16 protein-coding genes and 5 pseudogenes are annotated in these 24,710 nt (G+C 45.6%); 13 read left to right on the top strand and 8 right to left on the bottom strand.

The annotated features are described in order from the left end of the window. Nucleotides 1-12: 12 nt before the first annotated feature. Together ybbP and ybbA are read right to left on the bottom strand one after the other, a co-directional pair. The gene (gene ybbP / locus GKR74_RS02890; RefSeq protein WP_154602454.1) at nt 13-2,460 is read right to left on the bottom strand and encodes a putative ABC transporter permease subunit YbbP; all 2,448 of its coding nucleotides are present in this window, start codon (nt 2,458-2,460) and stop codon (nt 13-15) included. Then, nucleotides 2,460-3,143: pseudogene (gene ybbA, locus GKR74_RS02885) on the bottom strand (putative ABC transporter ATP-binding protein YbbA); the annotation flags it as partial. The gene ybbP and the pseudogene ybbA, both read right to left, overlap by 1 nt. On the opposite strand from ybbA, the gene tesA reads away from it, so the two are divergent. From tesA to GKR74_RS02860, 5 genes and pseudogenes are all read left to right on the top strand, one after another. Further along, entirely contained in the window at nt 3,111-3,746 is a 636-nt protein-coding gene (tesA, locus tag GKR74_RS02880; protein WP_154602452.1) for a multifunctional acyl-CoA thioesterase I/protease I/lysophospholipase L1, read from the top strand. The pseudogene ybbA and the gene tesA overlap by 33 nt on opposite strands. A 120-nt stretch (nt 3,747-3,866) precedes the next feature. Then, a pseudogene (locus GKR74_RS02875) lies at nt 3,867-4,691 on the top strand (SDR family oxidoreductase). Nucleotides 4,692-4,715: 24 nt separating this feature from the next. Next, complete coding sequence (locus GKR74_RS02870) at nt 4,716-5,573, top strand: co-chaperone YbbN (RefSeq protein ID WP_154602450.1); 858 nt, start codon at nt 4,716-4,718, stop codon at nt 5,571-5,573. A gap of 13 nt (nt 5,574-5,586) precedes the next feature. Further along, nucleotides 5,587-6,540 (top strand): annotated as a pseudogene (locus GKR74_RS02865) (SPFH domain-containing protein). Continuing rightward, nucleotides 6,534-7,013 (top strand): NfeD family protein, encoded by a 480-nt coding sequence (locus GKR74_RS02860; protein WP_154602449.1) that lies wholly within the window; start codon nt 6,534-6,536, stop codon nt 7,011-7,013. The pseudogene GKR74_RS02865 and the gene GKR74_RS02860 overlap by 7 nt, the downstream one beginning before the upstream one ends. Here the strand turns inward: GKR74_RS02860 and cueR are convergent. Continuing rightward, nucleotides 6,967-7,377 carry a Cu(I)-responsive transcriptional regulator gene (gene cueR / locus GKR74_RS02855; RefSeq protein WP_036952159.1) on the bottom strand — a complete coding sequence of 137 codons (411 nt, stop codon included), beginning with the start codon at nt 7,375-7,377 and terminating at the stop codon, nt 6,967-6,969. The two genes, GKR74_RS02860 and cueR, sit on opposite strands and share 47 nt — an antisense overlap. Nucleotides 7,378-7,494: 117 nt before the next feature. Here cueR and copA point away from each other — a divergent pair, with 117 nt between their 5' ends. The 4 genes and pseudogenes from copA to ybaK all read left to right on the top strand — a co-directional run bounded on the left by copA (nt 7,495) and on the right by ybaK (nt 12,461). After that, the gene (gene copA, locus GKR74_RS02850) at nt 7,495-10,233 is read left to right on the top strand and encodes a copper-exporting P-type ATPase CopA (protein ID WP_154602448.1); all 2,739 of its coding nucleotides are present in this window, start codon (nt 7,495-7,497) and stop codon (nt 10,231-10,233) included. A gap of 144 nt (nt 10,234-10,377) precedes the next feature. Next, on the top strand, nt 10,378-10,950 hold the full coding sequence (locus GKR74_RS02845) for an HdeD family acid-resistance protein (protein ID WP_154602447.1): 573 nt from the start codon (nt 10,378-10,380) through the stop codon (nt 10,948-10,950). Nucleotides 10,951-11,139: 189 nt separating this feature from the next. Then, nucleotides 11,140-11,949 (top strand): annotated as a pseudogene (locus GKR74_RS02840) (TraB/GumN family protein). A gap of 32 nt (nt 11,950-11,981) precedes the next feature. After that, a complete protein-coding gene (ybaK, locus tag GKR74_RS02835) occupies nt 11,982-12,461 on the top strand; it encodes a Cys-tRNA(Pro)/Cys-tRNA(Cys) deacylase YbaK (RefSeq protein ID WP_036952167.1) in 480 nt (159 codons plus the stop codon). Between the two features lie 45 nt (nt 12,462-12,506). On the opposite strand, the gene ushA is transcribed toward ybaK, so the two are convergent. Beyond that, complete coding sequence (gene ushA, locus GKR74_RS02830) at nt 12,507-14,177, bottom strand: bifunctional UDP-sugar hydrolase/5'-nucleotidase UshA (protein ID WP_154602445.1); 1,671 nt, start codon at nt 14,175-14,177, stop codon at nt 12,507-12,509. 268 nt (nt 14,178-14,445) lie between these two features. On the opposite strand from ushA, the gene GKR74_RS02825 reads away from it, so the two are divergent. Together GKR74_RS02825 and ybaL are read left to right on the top strand one after the other, a co-directional pair. Next, nucleotides 14,446-15,660, top strand: coding sequence for an MFS transporter (locus GKR74_RS02825; RefSeq protein WP_154602444.1), 1,215 nt, complete (start codon nt 14,446-14,448; stop codon nt 15,658-15,660). Nucleotides 15,661-15,956: 296 nt separating this feature from the next. Further along, nucleotides 15,957-17,705 carry a YbaL family putative K(+) efflux transporter gene (gene ybaL, locus GKR74_RS02820; RefSeq protein ID WP_154602443.1) on the top strand — a complete coding sequence of 583 codons (1,749 nt, stop codon included), beginning with the start codon at nt 15,957-15,959 and terminating at the stop codon, nt 17,703-17,705. Nucleotides 17,706-17,778: 73 nt separating this feature from the next. Here the strand turns inward: ybaL and GKR74_RS02815 are convergent, their stop codons facing one another. From GKR74_RS02815 to GKR74_RS02800, 4 genes and pseudogenes are all read right to left on the bottom strand, one after another. Continuing rightward, nucleotides 17,779-18,132 (bottom strand): DUF1937 family protein, encoded by a 354-nt coding sequence (locus GKR74_RS02815; RefSeq protein WP_154602442.1) that lies wholly within the window; start codon nt 18,130-18,132, stop codon nt 17,779-17,781. Nucleotides 18,133-18,246: 114 nt separating this feature from the next. Further along, complete coding sequence (locus GKR74_RS02810; RefSeq protein ID WP_154602441.1) at nt 18,247-19,023, bottom strand: DeoR/GlpR family DNA-binding transcription regulator; 777 nt, start codon at nt 19,021-19,023, stop codon at nt 18,247-18,249. 35 nt (nt 19,024-19,058) lie between these two features. Continuing rightward, on the bottom strand, nt 19,059-20,288 hold the full coding sequence (locus GKR74_RS02805; protein WP_154602440.1) for an NAD(P)/FAD-dependent oxidoreductase: 1,230 nt from the start codon (nt 20,286-20,288) through the stop codon (nt 19,059-19,061). After that, nucleotides 20,279-21,685: pseudogene (locus tag GKR74_RS02800) on the bottom strand (NAD(P)/FAD-dependent oxidoreductase). Before GKR74_RS02800 ends, GKR74_RS02805 begins: the two are co-directional and overlap by 10 nt. 242 nt (nt 21,686-21,927) lie before the next feature. Here GKR74_RS02800 and GKR74_RS02795 point away from each other — a divergent pair. Both GKR74_RS02795 and eutH read left to right on the top strand, forming a co-directional pair. Beyond that, entirely contained in the window at nt 21,928-23,367 is a 1,440-nt protein-coding gene (locus GKR74_RS02795; protein WP_154602438.1) for an FGGY family carbohydrate kinase, read from the top strand. A gap of 35 nt (nt 23,368-23,402) precedes the next feature. Further along, nucleotides 23,403-24,653, top strand: a complete 1,251-nt coding sequence (gene eutH / locus GKR74_RS02790; protein WP_036952538.1) for an ethanolamine utilization protein EutH — start codon at nt 23,403-23,405, stop codon at nt 24,651-24,653. Nucleotides 24,654-24,710: the final 57 nt, after the last annotated feature.

Here is a 24,710-nt window from a genome sequence, read left to right as displayed (position 1 = left end):
TTTTTTATACATTTAGCCATTTGATAATCGGCGATGTTGATTGCCAGTACCGAGTAATCTCAGCCCCAACCAACCGCCGCACACCGATAATAAGAACCCAGCACAGAGTGGTAATAGCACCCACAAGCGCCATTCTGGCTGCCACGGGAAATCAAATACCTTAGTTTGCAGTAACCATAGTGCGACTTCAGCCCCAAATGCCGCAGCTAGCCCTGCCATTCCTCCGAGTAAGGCAAATTCACTCCATAAAGTACGGCGCATCAATTTTTTGCTCGCACCGAGGGTGCGATACACCACCAGCTCCCGCTCTCGTTGGCTCATACCCACTTGGATCTGTGCGAGCAACAATAATAAGCCACAGAAAATCACCAAAACCACCATCACTTCTAAAGCTTGGCTTACCTGCTGTAAAATCTGCTGAATTTGCGTGATGATAGCGCCAGTATCCAGCACATTAATCGTCGGATACTGATGGCTCAACTGAGTTAACAGTTGCCCATCACCATCATAATGGAAGCTACTCAACCACGTTTCTGGCATTGGTGATAACGTTTCTTCCGCAAAAATAAAGTAGAAATTAGGACGCAAACTTTCCCAATCCACTTTACGAATACTACTCACTTTTGCCGTGAAAATCTGCGAACCTGCATTGAATGTTAGCTTATCGCCGATTTTTAACCCTAACTCTTTAACGACAGTTTGCTCAATGGAAACTTCTCCCGCTTTCGGCGGCCAGCTCCCTTGCTCTAACTCGTTTGCAGGCGGCAATGTTGATTGCCACGTTAAACTAAGCTCTCGCCTAACCGTGTTATTATTGGGATCGCGAGCATCCGCCCACTCAATCGCAGACTGATCATTAATTTCCGATAAACGCGCTAACACAACCGGATTAAACTCCGTTGGAGTGACTTGGTACTGCTTCAAAAGCTGCGTTACGGGATCAAGCTGAGACTGAGTCATATTGATCAGAAAATAGTTCGGGCTATCCGCAGGGAGCTGCTGCTGCCAGCGATCTAAAAGATCCCCTCGAACCAAAATCAATAACGCCAATAACATAAATGACAGTGAAAATGCGCTCATCTGCGTAATAGTTTGCAATGGTTGGCGTAACAAGCGACTGACTGATAAACGCAAGCTTAGCTGGCGAAATTGCATTTTTCTCAGCAACCACAACCCTAGCCAACCAATCAATGCCAGAAGCACTGCTACTACGACAATTCCCAGTAAGATTGACCATAACAGTGGGTTTACCCCCGCAAACAGGAATAACCCGCCGACCACAATCAACGTAACCACAGGCAGATAATAATACAGTGGCCAAATGGGTGATTTGGCATCTTCCCGTAACACTCGAGAAGGTTGAGTGCCCATTAATTGGTAGTAAGGACGGATCCCCACAATAATCGCGATGATAAACAGCGTGGCCACCGCCCAGATCCATGGCCAAAGACTGGCGCTCGGCAAGGCTTTAGGTAACATTGCCGACAATATCTGCATTAAAATGCCTTCAAAAGCCAGTCCCAGCAAAGACCCTAATAATGCCGCAGCCACTAAAATCACTAACCACTGACCAATAATCCACTTACGTAGCGCACTGCGGCCAGCCCCTAGTGTTTTCAAAACCGCAATAAGCTGATGACGGCTTCGACAATAATGGGTCATCGACACCACCACCGCCGCGATCGCCAATAACAGCGTTAGCAACACCGATAACAGTAAAAACTGCTGAGCACGCTTAAAGGTTTTCCCCACCGCACCGCTGTCATCATCCAAAGTATACCAGCGCTGATCGCTACGTAACTGAGCATCATATTTCTCTTTGAATGCATCAATCGCTTGGCGAGAACCCGCAAACATATCGCGATACGTTAAGCGGCTTCCGACTTGAATCGCCCCAGTTAATGGCGCATCCTCAATCGAGATCAACACCCTCGGTGCAATTTGAAAGGGGTTAAAACCACTATCCGGCTCCTGAATTAACGTCCCTGAAATCGTAAACGTCCCATCGCCGATATCAATCTGTTCGCCAACCTTTAAGTTCAGTAATTCCAATAACCTCGGTGCGACGAGAATATGCCCTTTGGTGGGTTTTAACCCCGCAGGCTCGGTCACTAAGCCACCGTATAGCGGATACCCCGCATCTGCCGCTTTCACTAACACTAACTGCGGGCGCCCCTCTTCATCAGCAGTAGAATACGCCATGGTCGAAAATGAAATCTGCTGGCTCAATGTCAGCCCTGCTTGCTGAGCCGCGGAAAGCCATGTGGGCTCACTCGGATGAGATGAACGCAGTACCAAATCCCCCGCTAATAGCTCTTGGCTCTGATAGCTCATGCTATTTTCGATGCGGTCACTGATACGCCCTAACGCCAGCACGCAGGCTACCGCCAAGGTTAACGCGAGCCACACAATCAACAGAGACGGCGTTTTCCATTCACGCCAAAACCAGCGCCAAATCATGACTCTTCCCTCAGTTGCCCATCAACTAACCGTAATCGACGTTGGCAACGGGCAGCTAACTCATTGTCATGGGTGACCAAAATTAGCGTGGTACCGTGCTCTTTGTTCATCGCAAATAACAAATCGGCGATTTTATCCCCCGTATGCCGGTCAAGGTTCCCCGTCGGTTCATCGGCAAACAAAATTTGAGGCTGGCCATTAAATGCGCGCGCCAATGCCACCCGTTGTTGTTCACCACCTGAAAGCTGAGCTGGCATGTGTTTTAAGCGATTTCCTAACCCTAAATCCGTCAGTAAATTCACCGCCTGTTGATGACTTTTGGTTTCGGATTCGCCACGTAGTAATGAAGGTAATTGAACATTTTCAAGCGCATTCAAGGTTGGAATAAGCATAAAGGATTGGAAAACAAAGCCGACACTTTGCGCCCGTAATCGCGCCCGCGCTTCTTCGTCCATGGTCGTTAAGTCTTGGTCAAGCAACTTCACGGTGCCGCTAGTGCCATCATCCAACCCAGCAATAATGCCTAGTAAGGTGGATTTTCCTGATCCTGACTCACCAATTAAGGCAATTGTCTGACCAGACTCGACAATTAGCTCGACTCCTTGCAATATAGTCAGTTCATGTTCACCTTGACCAACACGTTTAATGAGATGATGAACTTCAAGAATATTTTGCGCCGACATATATTGGTTTTTCTCCTGTTAGTTACCGCCAGCGGACAAACGCTCGCGGCAACGAAACTATTGATCCTCGGCGATAGTCTTAGTGCAGGCTATCGAATACCCGCCGAGCAAGCTTGGGCAACATTACTTGCCGAACGTTGGCAAAAAAAGTCGCCACCGATTTTAGTTATTAATGGCAGTATTAGTGGAAATACCGCCTCTCAAGGGTTAGAGCGTCTCCCCACTCTTCTAGCCCAGCACAAACCTGACTGGGTGCTGATTGAGCTGGGAGCTAATGATGGTTTGCAAGGGCTATCTGTTGAACAGTTAGGTATAACATTACAACAGATTATTGACCAAATAGAGCAAAATGGTGCTAAACCGCTCTTAATGCAAATTCGTATCCCGCCAAACTACGGTAAACGCTATACATCCAGCTTTGAAAAAGTGTACCCAACGCTGGCTGAAAAAGATAACCTTCCGCTGATCCCATTTTTTATGGAAAGCGTGATCACCAAACCGGAATGGATCCAGCCTGATGGTATTCATCCAACTGAGCAAGCCCAGCCCACGATTGCAGATTTTATGGAAAAACAGCTATCGCCCTATTTATTAACCAAATAAAGTTGTTCATAAAATAAAGTTATTACCCAAATAAAGTTATTAGCTAAATAAATTTGTTGGGTAAATAAATTATAATGAACCAATATGATAGCGAACATTTAGCCCAGAGTAGGTAAAGTTATGCAAAAAACGGTATTAGTGACAGGGGCGTCAAGTGGCATAGGGTTGTGCGCTGCGCAGACTTTAAAACAGCGTGGTTATCGCGTGATAGCCACCTGTCGAAAACAGGCTGATATTGAACGATTACAATCAGTTGGCTTCGAAACTGTGGCGTTAGATTTAGACGACCCAGTAAGTGTTGAAGCCGCTGCTCAGCAGGTTCTGACGCTCTGTAATGGGAAACTTTTCGGATTATTCAATAACGCCGGATTCGGAGTATATGGCCCATTGAACACCGTGAGCCGCCAGCAATTGGAATCCCAATTTTCCAGTAATTTTTTCGGAGTTCACCAATTGACCTTCCTGCTGCTTCCCGCCATGCTGCCGCATCATGAAGGTCGTATCGTGCAAACCAGCTCTGTAATGGGCATTATTTCAACGCCGGGTCGCGGAGCTTATGCCGCCAGCAAATATGCGCTGGAAGCTTGGTCAGATGCCTTGCGCTTAGAATTACAAGGTTCTGGTATTCACGTCAGCTTAATTGAGCCTGGACCTATCCACAGTGCCTTTACCCAAAATGTGGCGCAAACTCAGCAAGATAAGCCGGTTAAGAATCCGGGAATTGCCGCAAAATTTACGTTATATCCTGAAGATGTGGTCAAAAAATTGATTTTGGCATTAGAGAGTCCGCGTCCACGTGTACGCTACTCCGTCACATTATTAACGGTTTTTGTGCGTATACTAAAACGTGTATTACCCGATAAGCTGATGGACAAAGTCCTCGCGGGTCAGGGCAAGAAAGATTGAAAAAACAGAACTAAGCCCCCATTTCATTGACATGATTAATAACGAATTTTAAAGAGACTGTTTATGTTAGCTAACGCACAAATTATTGATATTAACGAGACCAACCTACACCAGACCATCGAACAATCCATGAACATGCCTGTCATGTTCTACTTTTGGTCACCACGCAGCCCGCAAAGCTTAGAGTTCACCAGCATGTTAGAGCGTATTGCTCAAGATTACGCGGGGCTATTTATCCTTGCAAAAGTTAACTGCGATGAAGAACAAATGATCGCCAGCCAATTTGGCTTAAAAGGCGTTCCAACGGTTTATGTGCTGCAAAATGGTCGCCCAGTTGATGGCTTCGAAGGTCCACAACCTGAAGAGGCGGTGCTGCAAATACTCTCTCGCGTATTACCAAGCCCAGAAGAGTTAAAAGCCGCGCAAGCCGCTGAACTAGTGGCTGAGGGCAAACTTCAAGAGGCTCTGCCATTACTGAAAGAAGCCAACCAACTTGCGCCTAAAAACAGCGATATCACATTCTTATTAGCCGAAGTGCAAATTGGTCTACATTTAATTGATGATGCCGAAACCTTGTTAGCCACTGTGCCAATGCAAGATAAAGATAGCCGTTATCAAGGCTTAGTAGCTCAAATCGAATTAACCAAACAAGCTGCGGATACCCCAGAAATTCAGCAGCTGATAAAAGAATTCAATCAAGATCAAGAAAATACCACGTTAGCCGTTCAACTGGCGTTAAAGCTTCACGAAGTCAATCGCAATGAAGAGGCATTAGACATGCTGCTCACCTTCTTACGTAAAGACTTAAATGCAGGGGATGGCGCAATCAAGAAAACCATGATGGATATCATGTCAGCAATGGGAACAGGTGATGCACTTGCGAGCAAGTTCCGTCGCCAAGTTTATTCATTACTTTACTAGTTAAGGATTACCTATGGATTTGTTCGCGTCTGGTGCGTTACCAGTTGTTATTCTTGTCATTATTGCCGTTGTTATCGTTACCACCTGCGTAAAAACGGTACCGCAAGGTTTCCAGTGGACAGTTGAGCGCTTTGGGCGTTATACCCGTACCTTACAACCGGGTTTACACCTTTTAGTGCCATTTATGGATAAAATTGGTCGCCGTATCAATATGATGGAACAAGTCCTTGATATTCCATCCCAAGAAGTTATCTCTCGTGATAATGCCAACGTCACTATTGATGCTGTCTGCTTTATTCAAGTGATTGACCCAGTACGTGCCGCGTATGAAGTCAGCAATTTAGAATTATCCGTTCTGAACCTGATCATGACCAACATCCGTACGGTTCTTGGGGCGATGGAGCTGGATGAAATGCTCTCCCAGCGTGATTCTATCAATGGCCGCTTACTGCACGTGGTGGATGAAGCCACCAACCCATGGGGCGTAAAAATCACCCGTATCGAAATTCGTGATGTCAAACCACCAAAAGAGCTGGTCAGTGCGATGAACGCTCAGATGAAAGCGGAACGAACCAAACGTGCCGATATTCTGGAAGCCGAAGGTATTCGTCAAGCGGCTATCTTAAAAGCGGAAGGTGAAAAACAGTCGCAAATTTTGAAAGCGGAAGGTGAACGTCAATCCGCCTTCTTACAAGCGGAAGCGCGTGAGCGTGCGGCAGAAGCGGAAGCTAAAGCGACTCAAATGGTTTCTGAAGCGATCGCCGCCGGTGATATGCAGGCTATCAACTACTTTGTGGCACAAAAATACACGGACGCCCTTACCAGCATTGGCTCAGCGGAAAATAGCAAAGTGATCATGATGCCATTAGAAGCCAGCAACTTAATGGGCGCGATTGGTGGGATCACTGAACTCATTGGCGAAAGCAAAAAAATGGGCGCAAACAAAAAGCAGGCTAAAGAATGATAGAATTTATCAGCACTCAACCCGTCTGGTTTTGGCTATGTCTTGGGGGATTACTGCTGATTGCTGAACTTCTTGGTACAGGTGGCTACCTACTTTGGTCCGGCATTGCCGCCGTCACCGTTGGAGTGCTCACCTTTGCATTGCCATTCCTCAGTTGGGAATGGCAAGGTATCTTATTTGCGGTATTTACCGTCGTTTCTGCGATTTTATGGCGAAAATGGCTCAGCCACCGCAAAGCCAGCCGTGCCGATGATGTCAATCAAATCAGCCACCAGCTGGTTGGTGTCAGGGCACGCTTGCTAACTGATACCGAAGAGGGGTTTAGCCGCGTGCGCCTCGCCGATGGCAGTTGGCGCGTATACAGCGACGTCCCATTAAAAGCGGAAGCTGAAGTGGAAGTGACCGCCGTGGACGGAAACACCCTAAAAGTTAAGCCTTACCATGGTGACAACAGCCACGCGCCAGATGGTCAATAATCGGGCAGTCTGCCCCTTCATCACCGGGGCAGACATCCACTAATTCTTGTAACGTATCTCGAATAGCCGACAGCTTTAAAATCGTCTGCTGAATTTCATCAATTTTCGCTATCGTCGCACTTTTCACATCCGCACTGTGTCGGCTTGGATTACGAAACAATCCCAGTAATTCCCCGCACTCGTCCAGCGTAAACCCCACATCTTTGGCTTGCTTTAAAAGCATCAGCTCATCGAGATGTCTGGCTTGATAATAGCGATAACTATTATCCCCGCGTTCCGGTGGTGTGATCAGCCCTTTATCTTCATAAAAGCGAATTGCTTTAGCTGTCAGACCGGTTTTTTTGGCAATTTCACTAATATTCATAATTCCCCTTGACCTTACCCTTGTGGGAAGGTTTAACCTTAACTACATAGCGGATTATAGACTGATTTTGTGTACAAATTATAGCCCCTCGTTATGAGAAGGCCCGGAGAATCAAAAATGAAAATAATTCTATCCTTACAAGGTTTGAGCTGCATGCATTGCGTCGGCTCCGTGACAAAAGCACTGCAAGCACGCCCTGATGTTGAATCGGTCAACGTCACTATTGATTACGCGGTAATTGAAAGTAGCGCTAACGTCGAATCCCTCATTCAAACCATTGTCGATGCAGGTTATGAAGCCACTGAAGCGACTGCGCCAAATGTTGAATTGCAACTCTCTGGCTTAAACTGCATGAAATGCGCAGGGAAAACCCAGCAAGCATTAGAAGCGGTTGAAGGCGTTGCTGCCGCGGTTGTAGATACTCAACTGGCGAAAGTTTATGGCACTGCCTCTGCAGCGGATTTAATCGCAGCGGTAGAAGGCGCAGGATTCCACGCAGAACTTGCCCAAGAAGGTGCTAGCTCCCCAAAAACTGAGCCGCTGAAGACATCAATTGAACAGCCGGAAACGGGTTCAGCGGCAGTTTGCGATATTCCGGCACAAGAGTCTGACCTCGGCGAACAACCTGACATTGCCGTGACCGATGACAGCATTCAATTATTACTCGATGGCATGACCTGCGCCAGCTGCGTCAGTAAAGTGCAAAAAGCACTTAATAGCGTACCTGGCGTGGAAAACGCGCGAGTGAACTTAGCGGAACGCAGTGCGTTAGTCACTGGAACTGCGAAGCCCGATGACCTCGTTGAAGCGGTTGTAAAAGCAGGTTATGGCGCTGAAATCATCCAAGATGAAGCCAAGCGCCGTGAACGCCAGCAAGAAGTCGCGCAAGCTAATATGCGCCGCTTCCGTTGGCAGTCTGCGCTAGCCCTTGCTTTAGGTGTGCCCGTGATGATTTGGGGGATGATCGGCGACAACATGATGTTAAGCGCTGATAACCACAACATTTGGCTCACTATCGGGGTGCTAACGCTGCTGGTGATGATTTTTGCAGGTGGGCATTTTTATCGCAGTGCATGGCAAAGCTTAAAAAATGGTAGCGCCACCATGGATACCTTGGTTGCCTTAGGTACTGGAGCGGCCTGGCTCTACTCCATCGTCGTCAATATTTGGCCTGAGATGTTCCCAGAACAAGCTCGCCATCTTTATTACGAAGCCAGCGCCATGATCATCGGTCTGATTAACTTAGGTCACGCCCTTGAGCAGCGCGCACGCCAGCGTTCCTCCAAAGCCTTAGAGCGATTGTTGGATTTAACGCCACCAACGGCCCGCGTTGTCACCGAACAAGGGGAAGTCGATATGCCCCTTGCTCAAGTGAAACAAGGCATGGTTTTACGCTTAACCACTGGGGATCGTGTCCCTGTCGATGGCGAAATCATTGAAGGCGAAGTGTGGCTGGATGAAGCTATGCTAACGGGTGAGCCTATCCCGCAGCAAAAAAGCAGTGGCGATGCAGTACACGCAGGAACTGTTGTGCAAGATGGTACCGTGTTATTCCGCGCTGCCGCTGTGGGTAGCCAAACCACGTTAGCGCGTATTATTCACTTAGTCCGCCAAGCGCAAAGCAGTAAACCGCAAATCGGGCAATTAGCGGACCGTATTTCGGCAGTGTTTGTCCCTGTTGTGGTAGCTATTGCAGTGATTTCAGGGGCAATTTGGTATTTCGTGGGCCCGGCTCCGCAAATTACCTACGCGCTGGTTATCACGACCACGGTACTGATTATTGCCTGCCCGTGTGCTTTAGGTCTTGCAACGCCGATGTCAATTATATCCGGTGTCGGTCGCGCTGCAGAATTTGGGGTATTGGTGCGTGATGCCGATGCCTTACAGCAAGCGAGCGAGCTCGATACTATCGTCTTTGACAAAACGGGCACCTTAACGGAAGGCATGCCGCAAGTTACTGATATTCACCTGTTCAACGGCTTTAATGAATCACAAGCTTTGCAATTTGCAGCGTCCCTCGAAAGTGGCTCTAACCACCCGCTGGCTCGTGCAATTGTTAGCCGAGCAAAAGGTCTGGATATTGTTGCCAATCAGCAATTTAGGACTTTGGCTGGATTAGGTGTCACCGCAGTTGTTGAGGGTAAAACCGTTTTACTCGGCAATCAGAAACTGCTGGCTGAAAACCAGATTGATACCCGTGAAATCGATGAAACGCTCCATCAGCAAGCATCTCTTGGGGTTACGCCGGTGCTATTGGCGGTTGATGGTCAGATTGCGGCACTGCTGTCTATTCGCGACCCATTACGTGAAGATAGTGTTAGCGCCCTCGCCCGTCTGCATAAACAAGGCTTCCGCTTAGTGATGCTAACCGGGGATAACCCTGTTACAGCCCAAGCAATCGCCAAAGAGGCGGGAATTGACGAAGTGATTGCGGGTGTGATGCCAGACGGAAAATCTGCGGCGATTGAAGCTTTGCAAGCCAAAGGTCATAAAGTGGCAATGGTGGGTGATGGTATCAACGATGCTCCCGCTCTCGCTCACGCTGATGTCGGGATTGCCATGGGTGGCGGCAGTGATATTGCGATTGAAACTGCGTCAATTACCTTGATGCGCCAGAGTCTACACGGCGTTGCAGATGCAGTGTCTATCTCCAAAGGAACTCTGCGTAATATGAAACAGAACTTGTTTGGGGCCTTCGTGTATAACTCGCTAGGTATTCCGATTGCTGCCGGTATTTTATACCCTATTACTGGTACGTTATTGAACCCTGTTGTGGCAGGAGCCGCCATGGCGCTCTCTTCCATTACCGTAGTCAGCAACGCCAACCGTTTATTACGTTTCAAACCTGAAAAATAGCCGCATCAAGCCACCTTTATTCTTTAAAGGTGGCTTTTCCAACATTTTGACTCAACGCAATAAATCGCCCGAATACCTCAGTGACTTCATCATTCCTGTTCTATAATTAAGTGATTTTAATTATTTTCACTGTTTGAGGGTTCCATGTTAAATATTAATCGCGAAAAACTCACCAACTTAGCTAATGGTGATGTGAAAAAGCAACGTAATATTTTGGCGGTTCTCGCCGTGTTATTACTGCTAGGTGGTATCGCCTGTTTAGCTAATCCGGTTGCCTCTGGTATTGCCGTCAGTGCTATTGTGGGCGTGTTATTAATCTTAAGTGGCGTCGGCGCCATTGTGAGCATCCTGAGCACCACTATCTATACAGGTTGGTCTCGTCTCTTTGGATTTGTCATCGGGATTATTTACTGCATCGTCGGTTATGCTTTTATCAAAGAGCCTTTACAGGGTTTAATCGCCATGGCAATGGTGATTGCAGCGCTGTTTATTATTGGCGGGGTAATGCGCCTATATGCCGGTATCCAGCAAATTAAATCTGCGGGTGGTTGGATGCAGATTATTATCGGGGTTCTGGACTTCTTTATTGCTTACTTATTAATTGGCAATGGTCCGATTACCTCAGTTGCGCTGTTAACCGCATTAATCGGTATCGAATTAATTTTCAGTGCGTTTGGTTTATTCTCTCTATTAAGCCTATTAAAGCGCAAAGACTAATTTGCATAATGACTCACGTAATATAATGAATAGCGCCTGATGATGAGGCGCTATTTTTTTATCTGCAATTCGTCTGCTTAGTGATAGGCAATATTTTAGTAATAGACCGTATCGTGCGGTGTAATTCGCAAATTCCCACAAGATTGTTTACTCTGTTTGTCTCAGTCGTTAAATCAGGATAAATATCAGATGGGAAAACTACTCGAAAACTTAAAAAGTTGGCTGCACCGGGGAGTGGCTCCGAATTATCCTTATCCTGCTGTTGATGTTCGCTTGCCTAATAATATAAAGCTGCACATTGTTGGCAGTATTCATATGGGAACTGAAAATATGTTTCCCTTATCCGCGACCTTGCTCGATAAAATCAACCATGCAAATGGTCTGATTGTTGAGGCGGATATCACTCAAGCAAACTCCCCTTTTCCAACGTCTACAACCTTGATAGCGCCGATTTCCCAGCGATTAACGGACACCGAATTTTCCCTGTTTTTGCAATACTGCCAAGAGATACGTCAATCCCCAACTCAGTTTGACCATCTTCCTTCATGGCAAGTCGCCCTGACCATGCAATCCACCCAAGCGCAGTTATTGGGTTTACGGGGTCACTACGGGATTGATTACCAACTGATCCATAACGCGCTAGCCCAAAATAAGCCCATCATTGAGCTAGAAGGTGTAGAATCCCAAGTGCAATTACTGCTCGATTTACCCGATGATGGTTTGCCATTATTGCAAGATACCTTAATCCATTGGCGTGCCAATGCCCGCTCCTTGCAAACCATGATCAGCTGGTGGCTGGATTTTCAACCGGAAAATTGCGTTACATTACCCAATACCTTTAGCGAAGGGGTTTATAATGTGCTGATGACCCAGCGTAATCAGGAATGGGCAAGCAAGCTGAAAACCTTGCCTACGGGCAATTATGTTGTCGCCGTGGGGGCGCTGCATTTATTTGGTGAACAGAGCTTAATTGATTATTTACGAAACGATAATTGATAAAACCCAGTCATGAAAAAAGAAAAGGAATAATTATGACTCCGGCAGTTAAATTACTGGAAAAACAAAAAATTAAATTCACGCTACACCCCTATGATCACGATCCCAATGAGAGTAATTTTGGTGATGAAGCCGTCCAAAAATTAGGCTTAGATGCCAAGCAAGTCTTCAAAACCTTATTAGTCGCGCTTAATGGCGATCAAAAAACCTTAGCCGTGGCTGTCACTCCAGTCTCTGGGCAGCTCGATCTCAAATCTGTCGCCAAGGTATTTAAAGTCAAAAAAGTCGAAATGGCCGACCCGCAAATTGCCCAAAAAACTACGGGGTATTTGCTGGGTGGGATCAGCCCATTAGGTCAGAAAAAACGCCTTCCGACCGTGATTGATAGCCAAGCCCAAGAATTTACGACTATGTTTATTTCCGGTGGCAAGCGCGGTTTGGATTTAGAACTCGCCCCAAGCGATCTGGCAAGTGTGCTAAATGCCAGCTTTGCGGATATTAAGAAAGAATCGTAAAAATAAAAAGCCCCAATCAAGGGGCTTTTTCATACTCATTACCGATTATTTATTTTTATAAACAATCTCGCCTTTTGGCTCGTAATCAGCAGCTTTTAATGGGGAATGTTTCTCAATATAGCCTTTGAGCACTTCCGCATCCACAAAGCCAGTGTTCACGTAGTTTGGATGAGTATCGATAGCTGGATAACCGTCACCACCAATTGCGTTAAAGTTTAATGTCGCCATACGGTAAGTTTTATTCTTATCGACTGGCTTGCCATCAATCTTCACATCGCTGATTGTGCCATCGGCATTCAGAGTCAGGCTCACATTATAGAACTGACCGTAAGCACCAGAGTCAGGTTTCATGTTAGCGACCGCTTGCAGGTATGGCAGAACTTCTTCGCCTTTAAAGTCCACATACACTAATTCGTTAGCAAATGGCTGAACTTTCAGGACATCTTTATAGGTGATATCGCCGCTTTCGATGGAATCACGCACGCCGCCGCCACTCATGATGGCAAAATCCGCCCCAGCCCGCTCTTTTTGAGCCGCCAGCAGTAAGTGCCCCATATTGGTTTGCTCAAAGCGCACTTTATTACGGTCGCCCATCAGCTTGCCTTCCACTGAACCGACTTTCACGCCTAATTGCTGGTCACCTTTATCTTGATAAGGGGTTAGCAATTTTGTCATTTCAGGGTTATGTGCAATTTCCTGTGTGTAGTAGACGTAATCCGATGAACCGTCGTCTTTCTTCACTTTTTTCTTCAGGTTAATTGGGATCAGCTGATAGTGTTTTAAGGTGAATTTACCGTTTTTGAATTCAAAATCGGCACGACCCACATATTTACCCCACTCATGGGCTTGAACAATCCAGGTGCCATTTTGGTTGTCTGGCGCACACGGCGTTCCCGGCACATAGTCTTCTTGTTTGTAGTTTTTATTCTCTTGAGACATACAAACAGGGTCTTGTGAGTGACCACCCACTATCATATCTAAATAGCCAGCAGGTAAGCTACGCGCCATTTCAACATCACCTGGTGCGTTAGAGCCATGTTTGCCGTCATCGTAATGCCCCATATGGGTTGCTGCGATAATAATGTCCGGTTTCTCAGTTGCGCGTAACTCTTCCACCACTTTTTTAGCTTCAGCGGCAGGAACACGGAATTCAACATCAGGGAAGTTTGCCGGATTACCGATTTTTGCCGTGTCATCTGTGGTTAAACCCAGAACTGCAATTTTCACGCCTTGCTTATCAAAAACCTGATAAGGCTTAAACAGACGTTTGCCTGTGCTGGTTTGATAAATGTTGGCAGATAAAAATGGGAATGTTGCCCATTTTTCTTGCTGCTTCAGAACTTCTAGCGGGTTATCAAATTCGTGGTTACCGAGCGCCATCGCATCGTAGCCCACTAAATTCATTCCTTTAAAATCTGGCTCGGCATCTTGTAAGTCAGACTCTGGTACACCAGTATTAATATCCCCACCCGAGAGTAATAAAACACTGCCGCCTTGCTTCGCAACTTCGTCACGAATTTCATCAACCACGGTTTTTTGTGCCGCTAAGCCATACTCACCTTTTTCATTGTGCCAAAAATGGCCATGGTGATCGTTAGTATGCAAAATAGTGATGTTGTAGGTTTTATCTTTTTCCCACGCATTTGCCATCGCTGCGGGTAGCAGCGCTAACGAGACAGTTAATGCGCATGCGGATGCCTTAAATGTCAGTTTCATACATTCTCCCTGCTGGTATAGAAATCTCTACCGATTACGTAGTTTGTTATGAGGTAATAAGCCATGTGTTAATAGACTCAGTCTTATAGCATAAAAATGATGGCAAGATCTGAGCGGCTATGCACAAACAGAACGCTGTTACAAAGAAATGAGATCTGGATCGACTAATATTTTCCACCAATTTGCCCATGCCACTCATATTGCCATTTAAATAATTTCTATATTAGTTATATTGGTTACAATTACGCAACAAACTAAAGTGACGATGATGAGCGAGCAAACAGCAGCGAATGGCGGCGCCAAACCCGCTAATAAAACGGGAAAAACCGTTTTCAGTATTTTGACGGCAATCAGTGTCTCCCACTTACTGAATGACATGATCCAGTCGCTAATATTAGCGATTTATCCCCTATTACAATCTGATTTTTCCCTAAGCTTCGCTCAAATTGGGATGATCACCCTCACTTACCAAGTCACGGCATCACTTTTACAGCCGATTATTGGTTATTACACCGATAAACACCCACAACCCTACTCTTTGCCAATAGGCATGAGCTTTACCTTGTCGGGCTTACTATTATTAGCGATGGCTGAAACCTTCCCAACCATCTTAATCGCTGCCGCGTTAGTGGGGACTGGCTCTTCTGTATTCCATCCTGAATCTTCACGGGTGGCGAGGATGGCATCCGGTGGTCGCCATGGTTTAGCACAATCCTTTTTCCAAGTGGGTGGCAACCTCGGCGCATCATTAGGCCCTCTACTTGCTGCACTGATTATTGAACCTTATGGCAAAGGCAACATCGGCTGGTTCTCGTTCGCAGCACTACTCGCCATTATTATTCTTTTGCAGGTTAGCAGTTGGTATAAACAGCAGCATCGCGCAGCAAAGAAAAAACCCGTTATTCACGGAGAAATTAAAGTACTGCCTCGCAAAGTGGTGATTGGCTCTCTCAGCGTTTTATTAATTTTAATTTTCTCAAAATATTTCTATTTAGCGAGTATTAGCAGCTACTACACTTTCTATTTAATCGATAAGTTTGGTGTTTCGGTACAAAACGCCCAAATTCACTTGTTTGTATTTTTATTCGCCGTTGCGGCGGGTACCATGATTGGTGGCCCTATTGGTGATAAAATTGGACGCAAGTATGTTATCTGGTTTTCTATCCTTGGCGTTGCCCCATTTACGTTGATTTTACCTCACGCGTCACTCTTCTGGACCGGCGTCCTGACGGTGATTATCGGAATGATTTTAGCCTCAGCATTTTCGGCGATTTTGGTGTACGCTCAAGAATTGATCCCAGGTAAAACGGGGATGGTTTCAGGGCTATTCTTTGGTTTAGCCTTTGGTATGGGAGGCGTTGGCGCTGCTGTCTTGGGTCATATTGCAGACCAAACCAGTATTGAGCAAGTTTATCAATATTGTGCCTTTCTGCCATTATTGGGTGTTTTTACTGTATTGTTACCAAATATAAACAACAAATAGCCTTATTACCTTATTTTATCCATACTTATGTTTTCATAAGTATGGATAACCCTTCCTTTATTTTACAAAAGACTTCCATAAAAATGACTAAAATAAAAAGCTTGTAACGATTTATCCCTATCAGCTCGATTTTTTTTTAGAAACCAGTCAATTTTTTAAAGAAATTTGTTTTCAAAACCGCTAAAATAGATGAACACGCAATTTGTATTTCAAAATGGTGATTAACGTCATCAACATTTTGAAAGCCAAAGGCATGTACCCACCTTCCTATTCATAAACAAACCAGAGGAGACTTAATGGAGCATTCAACGCCCTTAATTACAACCATTGTTGGTGGTCTCGCCCTTGCATATATATTAGGCATGCTCGCGCAGCGCTTAAAAATTTCGCCACTTGTCGGTTATCTTGCCGCGGGTGTGTTAGCGGGTCCTTTTACCCCCGGTTTTGTTGCAGACACCACCCTAGCCCCTGAACTCGCTGAGATTGGGGTTATTCTTTTGATGTTTGGTGTTGGTCTACATTTCTCATTAAAAGATTTATTAGCCGTAAAAGCGATTGCTATCCCCGGCGCCATCGCTCAAATAGCCGTCGCAACTTTATTAGGCCTTGGCTTATCGATGTTATTCGGTTGGGGCATATTTACGGGAATTGTCTTCGGTCTCTGTCTCTCAACCGCCAGTACCGTTGTATTACTACGCGCACTTGAAGAGCGACAACTGATTGAAAGCCAACGCGGGCAAATCGCTATTGGCTGGCTGATCGTTGAAGACTTAGCCATGGTTCTCGCCTTGGTGCTGTTACCGGCTGCCGCAGGGATCATGGATAGCAATGAAGCCAGTTTTGGCGAATTAGCCATGAGCCTTGGATGGACAATAGGTAAAGTCATTGCCTTTATTGTCATTATGATTGTCATCGGGCGAAAAGTTATCCCATGGATTTTATCTCGCACGGCATCAACAGGTTCCCGTGAACTGTTTACGCTTGCGGTTTTAGCGCTTGCATTAGGTATCGCCTATGCTGCTGTCGCGATTTTTGACGCCTCCTTCGCACTAGGCGCATTCTTCGCAGGCATGGTGCTAAATGAATCAGAGCTGAGCCATCGTGCGGCTCAGGACACTTTACCGTTACGTGATGCATTTGCAGTACTGTTCTTCGTGTCTGTCGGGATGTTATTCGACCCAGTGGTTCTCATTGAGCAACCGTTAGGGATCCTCGCTGTTCTCGGTATCATTATCATTGGTAAATCCGCCGCCGCGCTGGTGCTCGTACGAATGTTTGGGCACTCACGCCGTACCGCATTAACCATTTCTGTTAGCTTGGCACAAATTGGTGAATTTGCCTTTATTTTGGCCGGTATGGGTCTGGCACTCGGGGTAATGGATAAAGACGCGCAAAACTTGGTATTAGCCGGTGCGATTGTCTCTATCATGTTAAACCCAGTGTTATTCAGTCTCCTGGATAAATATCTGGAAAAAACCGAGACCATCGAAGAACAGCTTCTGGAAGAAACTCTGGAAGAAGAGACTCAGATCCCAGTGGATATTTGTGGTCATGCAGTGATAGTGGGTTACGGCCGTGTTGGCGGCATGCTGGCTGATAAACTGCGTCGTCGTGAAATCCCGCTGGTTGTGGTTGAAGATACTCGCGCACGTTTTGAAGAGCTGGCTGAAAATGGTTTCTGTGCCATCTTAGGTAATGGCGCGAGTAAAGAAATTCTAAGCCTGGCCCGCATTGAATGTGCAAAATCCCTGTTGCTAACCATTCCAAACGGTTATGAAGCAGGTGAAATTGTGGCTACCGCCAAAGAGCTGAATCCGAATATCACCGTGGTCGTACGCGCCCACTATGATGATGAAGTGAGCTTTATTAGAGAGCGCGGTGCAGACCACATTATTATTGGTGAACATGAGATTGCAAAATCTATCACCACGTTAATGTGCAATGATGTGGCTGAATTTGGTTGTGCTATCCCGGATGATAAGGATAAAGATAATCACAACCCAGATGGTAAAAATTTGGATGAATATCTAAAACCGAGCCACTAAGTTCAGTGTCAATTAAGTTTATTTTTAATTGAAAACAAAAAGCCGTAACTGATTAACGTTACGGCTTTTTTTATTATGAATTCAGCATTTTTTCAGCAAATTCACTGTCAGTCCACACAGGTAAACCTTTATCTTTGAAGAATTGAATTTCTGCGGCAACACCACCGCTTTTTTCCCATCCCGCCAGCGTCAGAACAATCAAACCATCACAGCGCTTTAAAAACTCCATATCAATCTCTGACCATGCCACTTTTTGCCCTTGAGAGGCTAAGTACTGGTTGATTGGATGAGTCATGGTGATTTGGCTATAGGTTGCAATTCCTTTAAGCGCTAATTCCGCGGCATATTGGGTACAAGCTTGGAAACGCATTTCCACAATATTACTATCAGGATCAGAGTATGGGCACGCAATAAAATAGAGTTTCATTTTAATTCCTAGTGTCGTATTTAACGAATTTTAAGCAAAGTAATCCTATGAAAAATAAATGAATTATTTTCCATAGGGTATAAATTAAATGAGTAATACTTTGATTTTTATGGCTTACAGAATATCTGCAATAATAATTTTGGTTTTCGGGCGCTTTTTATTTTCAGCTAATTTAAAGTCTTTAGTGGTAGTAATGAGATAATCGATATTCTCCCATCCTGCCACAAAATTAATCGCATGCTTATGGGCTTTTGTTCCATCAGCTAACACCATCAGCTTATCGCTGTTTTCCTGCATTTTTTGCGCAATGGCAGCCTCATCAACGTGTTGATCCATTACACCATGCTGAGGATGAAAAGCACCAGCGCCGATAACCGCATAATCCGCGAAAAATTCCGTAATATTCTTTAATGCGATTGCGCCTAAGCAGGCATTTTGTGCCGCATTAAATTGCCCACCAATCAAAATCGTTTCGATGGTCGGGTTTTCCTGCAATGTGCTCGCTAACAACGGCGAGTTTGTTATCACCGTAATATTATCAATCGACTTAATGCGTTGGCTAAACTCAAAGGTCGTCGTACCAAAATCAATAAACAGTGTGTCTCCGGGCTTAATTAATTCCGCTGCTTTTGCTGCTATCGCTTTCTTTTCATCAACAGCAGCTTGCGCTCGTTCTGTAAAATTACGCTCAAATTTGGACTGAATATTGACAGCCCCACCGTGAACTTTCTTTAATAATTTTTGAGTTTCAAGCTTACTCAGATCACGGCGGATAGTTTCTTGCGCCACATTAAAATGCGTTGCAAGCTCCTGTACATACACCTGACCTTGAGTCGATAACATCTCAATGATGGTTTGGTGTCGTACTTTTGAGGAGCGTCCCTCACACATAGTTTAATCCTTCTGACCATTTAACATTTCCAGCACTATACAACAGTGACAGTAATTTCAGTAGCACTCGCTTGGATTTTTGTTAAATCGATATTTTTCAGCAAAATACGACGAGTCGGTAAGCAACGACGACGCTTTTCATACAGCACGGTATTGCCCGCCATCACACGGATTGTTCCCGTTATTGCCTTGTTGACTTGAATGTTGAAATCCACATTTTTCGCTGTATTTTCGGACATATTAATACATGCAGGTACTGTAAAACGAATTGACTCAGCAAATCGAACAGGCAATCTATTTCCTTGCTGTACATCCGTTTGATGGTGATTGGCTAATAAATCATCCGCAATATATCCGCCAGTGATCACCCCTTCTTGGTAGCACTGATCCCCCATATCCGCAGGGTGCAGCATGTTACCCGCCGCGTAATAGCTGCCATCAGAACAGCGGCTACGCTGGTCAGTGACGGGTTTGCCTGTATTGGCCTCAAAATTCAGGTGGCTTTTACGAATTAACGTATTTTCACCCACAAAGCCCCCTGTAAAAATCACAGAGTCGCACTCAATTTTGCGTATTTGCCCTGCGGTTTCCACCATCACATATTCGACTCTTTCTAAGCCGCCAATTTCCGTGATTTTGCTATTCACATACACCGGGGTTCCCATGGCTTTCGCAAACAATGAAGCCGGTTTGAATGCCAGAATTCGTTCGCCGCTTTCAATCATGGCTTTCGCTTTTACGCCCGCATTTTTTAATGTCCATAATGCAGAGAAACTGACTAACTCACTGCCAACGATCACTGGGTTCAAACACGGTTTTTGCCCTTTTAAATAGACAAATTGCTGTAGCGCACCCGCAGTTAAAATACCTTGAGGACGCAAGCCAGAAACTAAGCGTGGGTGACGTGGTGTTTCGCGAACACCTGTTGCAATCAAAATACGCTTACCGCGCATTTCAACCACCCCATCTGGTGTCGTGACTGTTAAAGTGCCATTAGGTTGTAATTGCGTCACAGTGCAACGCGTTAGTATTGGTGTATCTCCCAAGTCTTTAACAATTTTTTCCGCAAACTGGTTGCCTTTCATTGGGCGTTTGAATACTAACAAACCGAAAGTGGGATGTTGGCAATGACGAGGGACACCACCCGCGTGGGCTTCACGCTCTAAAATCGCAATATTGTGAATACCACGGCGACGCAATGTTTGTGCTGCCGCGATACCTGCCGGCCCTGAGCCAATAATGATCACATCGTAATTTAAGCTCATTTCACTGCCTCCACCGCTAAGGTATTGTCAAAGCGGTCGTTAATAATTTCAGCGACCTGACTACTACAATAAAAACCATTGCAACGCCCCATCATGACGCGAGTTCGACGACGAAGTGCACCTAAACATTCTGGTGGAATGTCAGAATCAAACGCGGCTTCAATTTCTCGTTGAGTCACTAACTCACAGTGGCACACAATGCCGCCATTATTTTTACATTGGTAATCACGCTCATCATATTCAGAGAGCATCGGCATTTTAGGCCAAATTAATTCAGTTGGCGGTGATAGCTCAAATAATGCGTCAAAATTCTCTTGGTAAAGTTTCCCTAAGTGATTGGCGACCCCCAACGCTGCCGTTAAGCCCGTTGAGCGAATTCCCCCAGCACATATCCACTGCCTTTCGGGGTAATCATTAATTCGATAATATTTTTCTTCCGTGGCGGGACGTAATCCGGCATAGGTGGCCGTCACACTGTAATTATGCAGTGATGGCAACATGCGTGAGCCTTGGTCGATTAAATCTTGCAAAACCTCTTGCTTCACTTCCGCTTTCCAGCGGTCTTGCTGTTCTTCCGCTGTTGGGCCTAACAGTAAATTACCGAAAATGGTTTTCGATAACAGAACACCTTTAGTAATCGCTGTGGGTACAGGCAAAATGATCGCATTGATATCGGCCGCTGCTGCTTTGTCGTATACCAAAAACTGGCCTTTACGCGGTTTAATTTCGAATGGTGATGGGTGGCAGATAGATTCCACGATATCCCCATTAATACCGGCACAGTTAATCACTAATCGGGCAGAAAACTCACCTTTTGATGTGGATAATGTCCAAATTCCCGCATTTAGCTCACCCGCAGTCACTTCACAGTGGAATTGATATTCTGCACCGTGCTTCACGGCTTGAGTTAAATACGCCAGCGGCGTGCTCCATGGGTCAATCACCGATTCCCCCGGAACCTCAACCGCTGCCAGCGCACCTTCAGCCAAATGAGGCTCTCGACGATAAAGCTCTTCTTTATCTATCATGCCCACATCCATGACGTTGTTAGTGTGTGCTTGCTCTACAATACTCGGCAACTTATTGAGCTGCTCTTCGTTCCAAGCCACGACTAACGCGCCAGTTTTGAGTAACGGCAAATTCATTTTTTCTCTAATATCAATGAATTCCTGATACCCATCTTGCATGCATTCCAATTCTAATGTCCCTGGTGTGGCATCAAAACCGGTATGTAACAACGCGCTATTTGCTTTGCTTGCTCCTGATAAAATATCGCCACCACGCTCTAACAGCAGTGTTTTAGCGCCCATCAATGTGAATTTTCGGGTCACTGCACAGCCAATGACACCCCCACCGATGACAATGACATCCCACATTTTTTTATTATTAGCATTCATGGCTGAAATCCTTAATATAAAACTTGGACACATAAAACCACATAATTCCCACAACCTCAATATATAAAACAACACAAATCACAATAACACTCCAAAAACTTCTCACATTGTTATCTTATTGTGACAGTTCTCACATTCACAGAAGTTATTGTGAGTTTTTTGTGGATTTTATTTCCGATTAAACGATAGTAAGCAAAAAAACAAACCTATTTACAACATTTATAACACTGGGAAATTCAGCGATGCTCAATCAACGTTATGCCGCTATCGATCAGGGAACAACGGGAACCCGGGTCGTCGTCTTTGAAGAAGGCGGCCATTACCATTCCCCGATGAGTATTCCACACAAGCAAATCACCTTAAACAGTGGTTGGGTTGAGCACGATCCTGAAGAGATCCTAACGAACATCATTAAGTGTCTGAATAGTTGTGAAGTCGTTGATGCTATTGGTATTTGTCACCAAGGCGAAAGTATTGTTGCGTGGGATGCTCAGACTAAGCGCCCCCTTTATAACGCAATTGTTTGGCAAGATCTGCGTACTGAAAAAACCATCCAGCAGCTTAAAGAGGCGGGACTTGAGCCGCTTGTCCAAGCAAAGTCGGGGCTGCCCTTAGATCCTTATTTCTCGGCCAGCAAAATGGGATGGATTCTGGAGAATGTGGTGGGGGCCAAATCCCTTGCAGATAAAAACCGCCTACGCATAGGCACTATGGATGCATTTTTCCTTGATCGTTTATGCGATGTTTTTGTGACGGATTATAACTCCGCATCACGTACCTCTTTACTCAACATTCATACCCTCGAGTGGGATCCTCAGCTGTGTGAGATTTTTGGTGTACCAATCCACTGCTTGCCACCGCTGCGCGACAATATCGGTGACTTTGGCGCTGTCAATCTCGACGGACATCTCACGCCAGTCACCGCCATTATTGTCGACCAATTTGCGGGAACCTTTGGTCATGGTTGCCGCCAAAAAGGAGATGCCAAGATTACCTTTGGTACCGGCGCCTTCTTGCAAGCCTTGACGGGGAGCGATATCCCACAAACTCATCAAAGCGGGTTGTTACCTACACTTTGCTGGAAGTTTCCGGGTGAAGCCCCTGTTTTCGGTTTAGATGGTGGTGTGTATAACGCCGCCTCGGCAATCAACTGGGCACGTAAAATCGGTCTATTTGAGGATTTTGATGAGCTTTCAGATTTTCGCGATGAGCCCGCGATTAAACGTGGTTTAGCGTTTGTACCTGCACTTTCAGGCTTAGGCTGCCCTTATTGGGATCGTAGCGCTGCTGGCCTGTGGGCGGGACTCTCATTAGATACCGATAAGAAAGATATGATGCAGTCGGTCTTAGAAGGAATAGCCGCCCGCTCCGCCGAAGTTATTTTCGCAATGGAGAAAATCTCTCCATTAGGTCAGTCCATTTCAGTCGATGGAGGGTTATCGTCAAATCAGTACTTTAAGCAGTTTTTAGCCAATTTATTACAAAAAAATATTGAAGCACCAGCAAATCGTGAAGTCACAGCACTCGGGGCCGCCTTGCTTGCTCGTAAAGGTTTGGGAATAAGCCATGAAATGGCGATACGACGCAATACTAGCGTCACACGTCCTGATGGAACCAACATGCAAGGCGTAATGGAACAGTATCGCGACATTATTGCCCGTTCTCGCCAGCTCAGAAATTAATTCTTCCAACAATAAAAAAGAAAGGAAACCCTACTATGGCCGAATTCGGAAACTATATTATCTACTTAATCATGTGCGGTGCCGTGATTGGTGCCGTTGCATCGATTGTCAGGCCTGCCAGCGACCTTGGAAAAGAGTTTGTAAACGGTATTTTTTCTATTGGTCCCGTGTTTCTCGCTCAAGCTGGGATCATGGCTGCCGTTCCACTACTTTCACAATTGATATCTTACATCCTAGGGCCAGTATTTAGCTCTGTTGGCTCTGATGTTTCTATCGCAGCACTATCCATTATCGCGGTGGATATGGGCGGATATCAATTAGCCGATGCCTTAACCACGAATCGTGATATGTGGATCACCGCGATGTTGATCGGTTATACCTCAGGGGCAACCATTGTTTATCTGATCCCTGTTGGTTTAACGATGTTAAACCGTAAAGATCACAAATATTTAGCTTTAGGGGCAATGGCAGGATTGATCTCAATCCCATTCGGGGTATTAGCTTCATTGCTGTTGATCACACTCAATAATATCCCTGTTCGCGATATTATTTCGACTAACTCCCCAGCCACTCATCAACTCACCCTTGATTTCTTGACGATGCTGCAATATCTAATGCCGCTATTCGTTTTCTGTTTCTTGCTGGCAGCGGGCTTAAAATATCGTCCAATGCTAATGGTTACGGGCTTTTTGATCTTCGGTAAGATCATGGATGCATTCGTAAAATTAGTATTAGCCTTCTCCATTGTGGAACATTTTACCGGCGTATTTAGTAAAGTCTTTGGGGCTTGGGGATTCGATCCGTTATTTGCCGATCAAAATGAGTTATTCCGTGCGATCGAGATTGCCGGTTATATCGGGATCATGCTCGCAGGTACATTCCCTATCTGTTACCTGTTCCAACGTTACTGTAAGCCACTAGTCAGCGCACTCAGCCGCCGATTAAAACTGAGCGATACGGGTTCACTGGGGTTCATCATGGTGATGGCGAATATCATTGCAACTTACCACTTATTCAAAGAAATGCGCGCAAGGGATAAAGTGTTGTGCGTGGCCTTTGGGGTCTGTGCTCAAGCGACAATTGGCGACCACTTAGCCTTTACCGCAAACTTCCAGCCAACATTAGTGCTACCAATTCTGTTAGGTAAATTAGTAGGCGGTTTCTTAGCGGTATTTATTGCGATTAAAATCTCTGTTCCACAAGCGATGCGCTATGAACAAGAAGATGAGAAAGCGGTTGAGGCTGTTAAAGCGGAGCATCCTGCGGGGATCGCCAAAGAAGCGTAATCGTTCACGTCATAATAAAAACAAAAACACCTCATTCGAGGTGTTTTTTTATTTCAG

The sequence above is a fragment of the Providencia sp. wls1914 genome (assembly GCF_009706645.1).
GTDB lineage: Bacteria > Pseudomonadota > Gammaproteobacteria > Enterobacterales > Enterobacteriaceae > Providencia > Providencia zhijiangensis.
The sequence above is the reverse complement of the archived record's forward strand: the minus strand, read 5'-3'. Positions and strand labels throughout refer to the sequence as shown.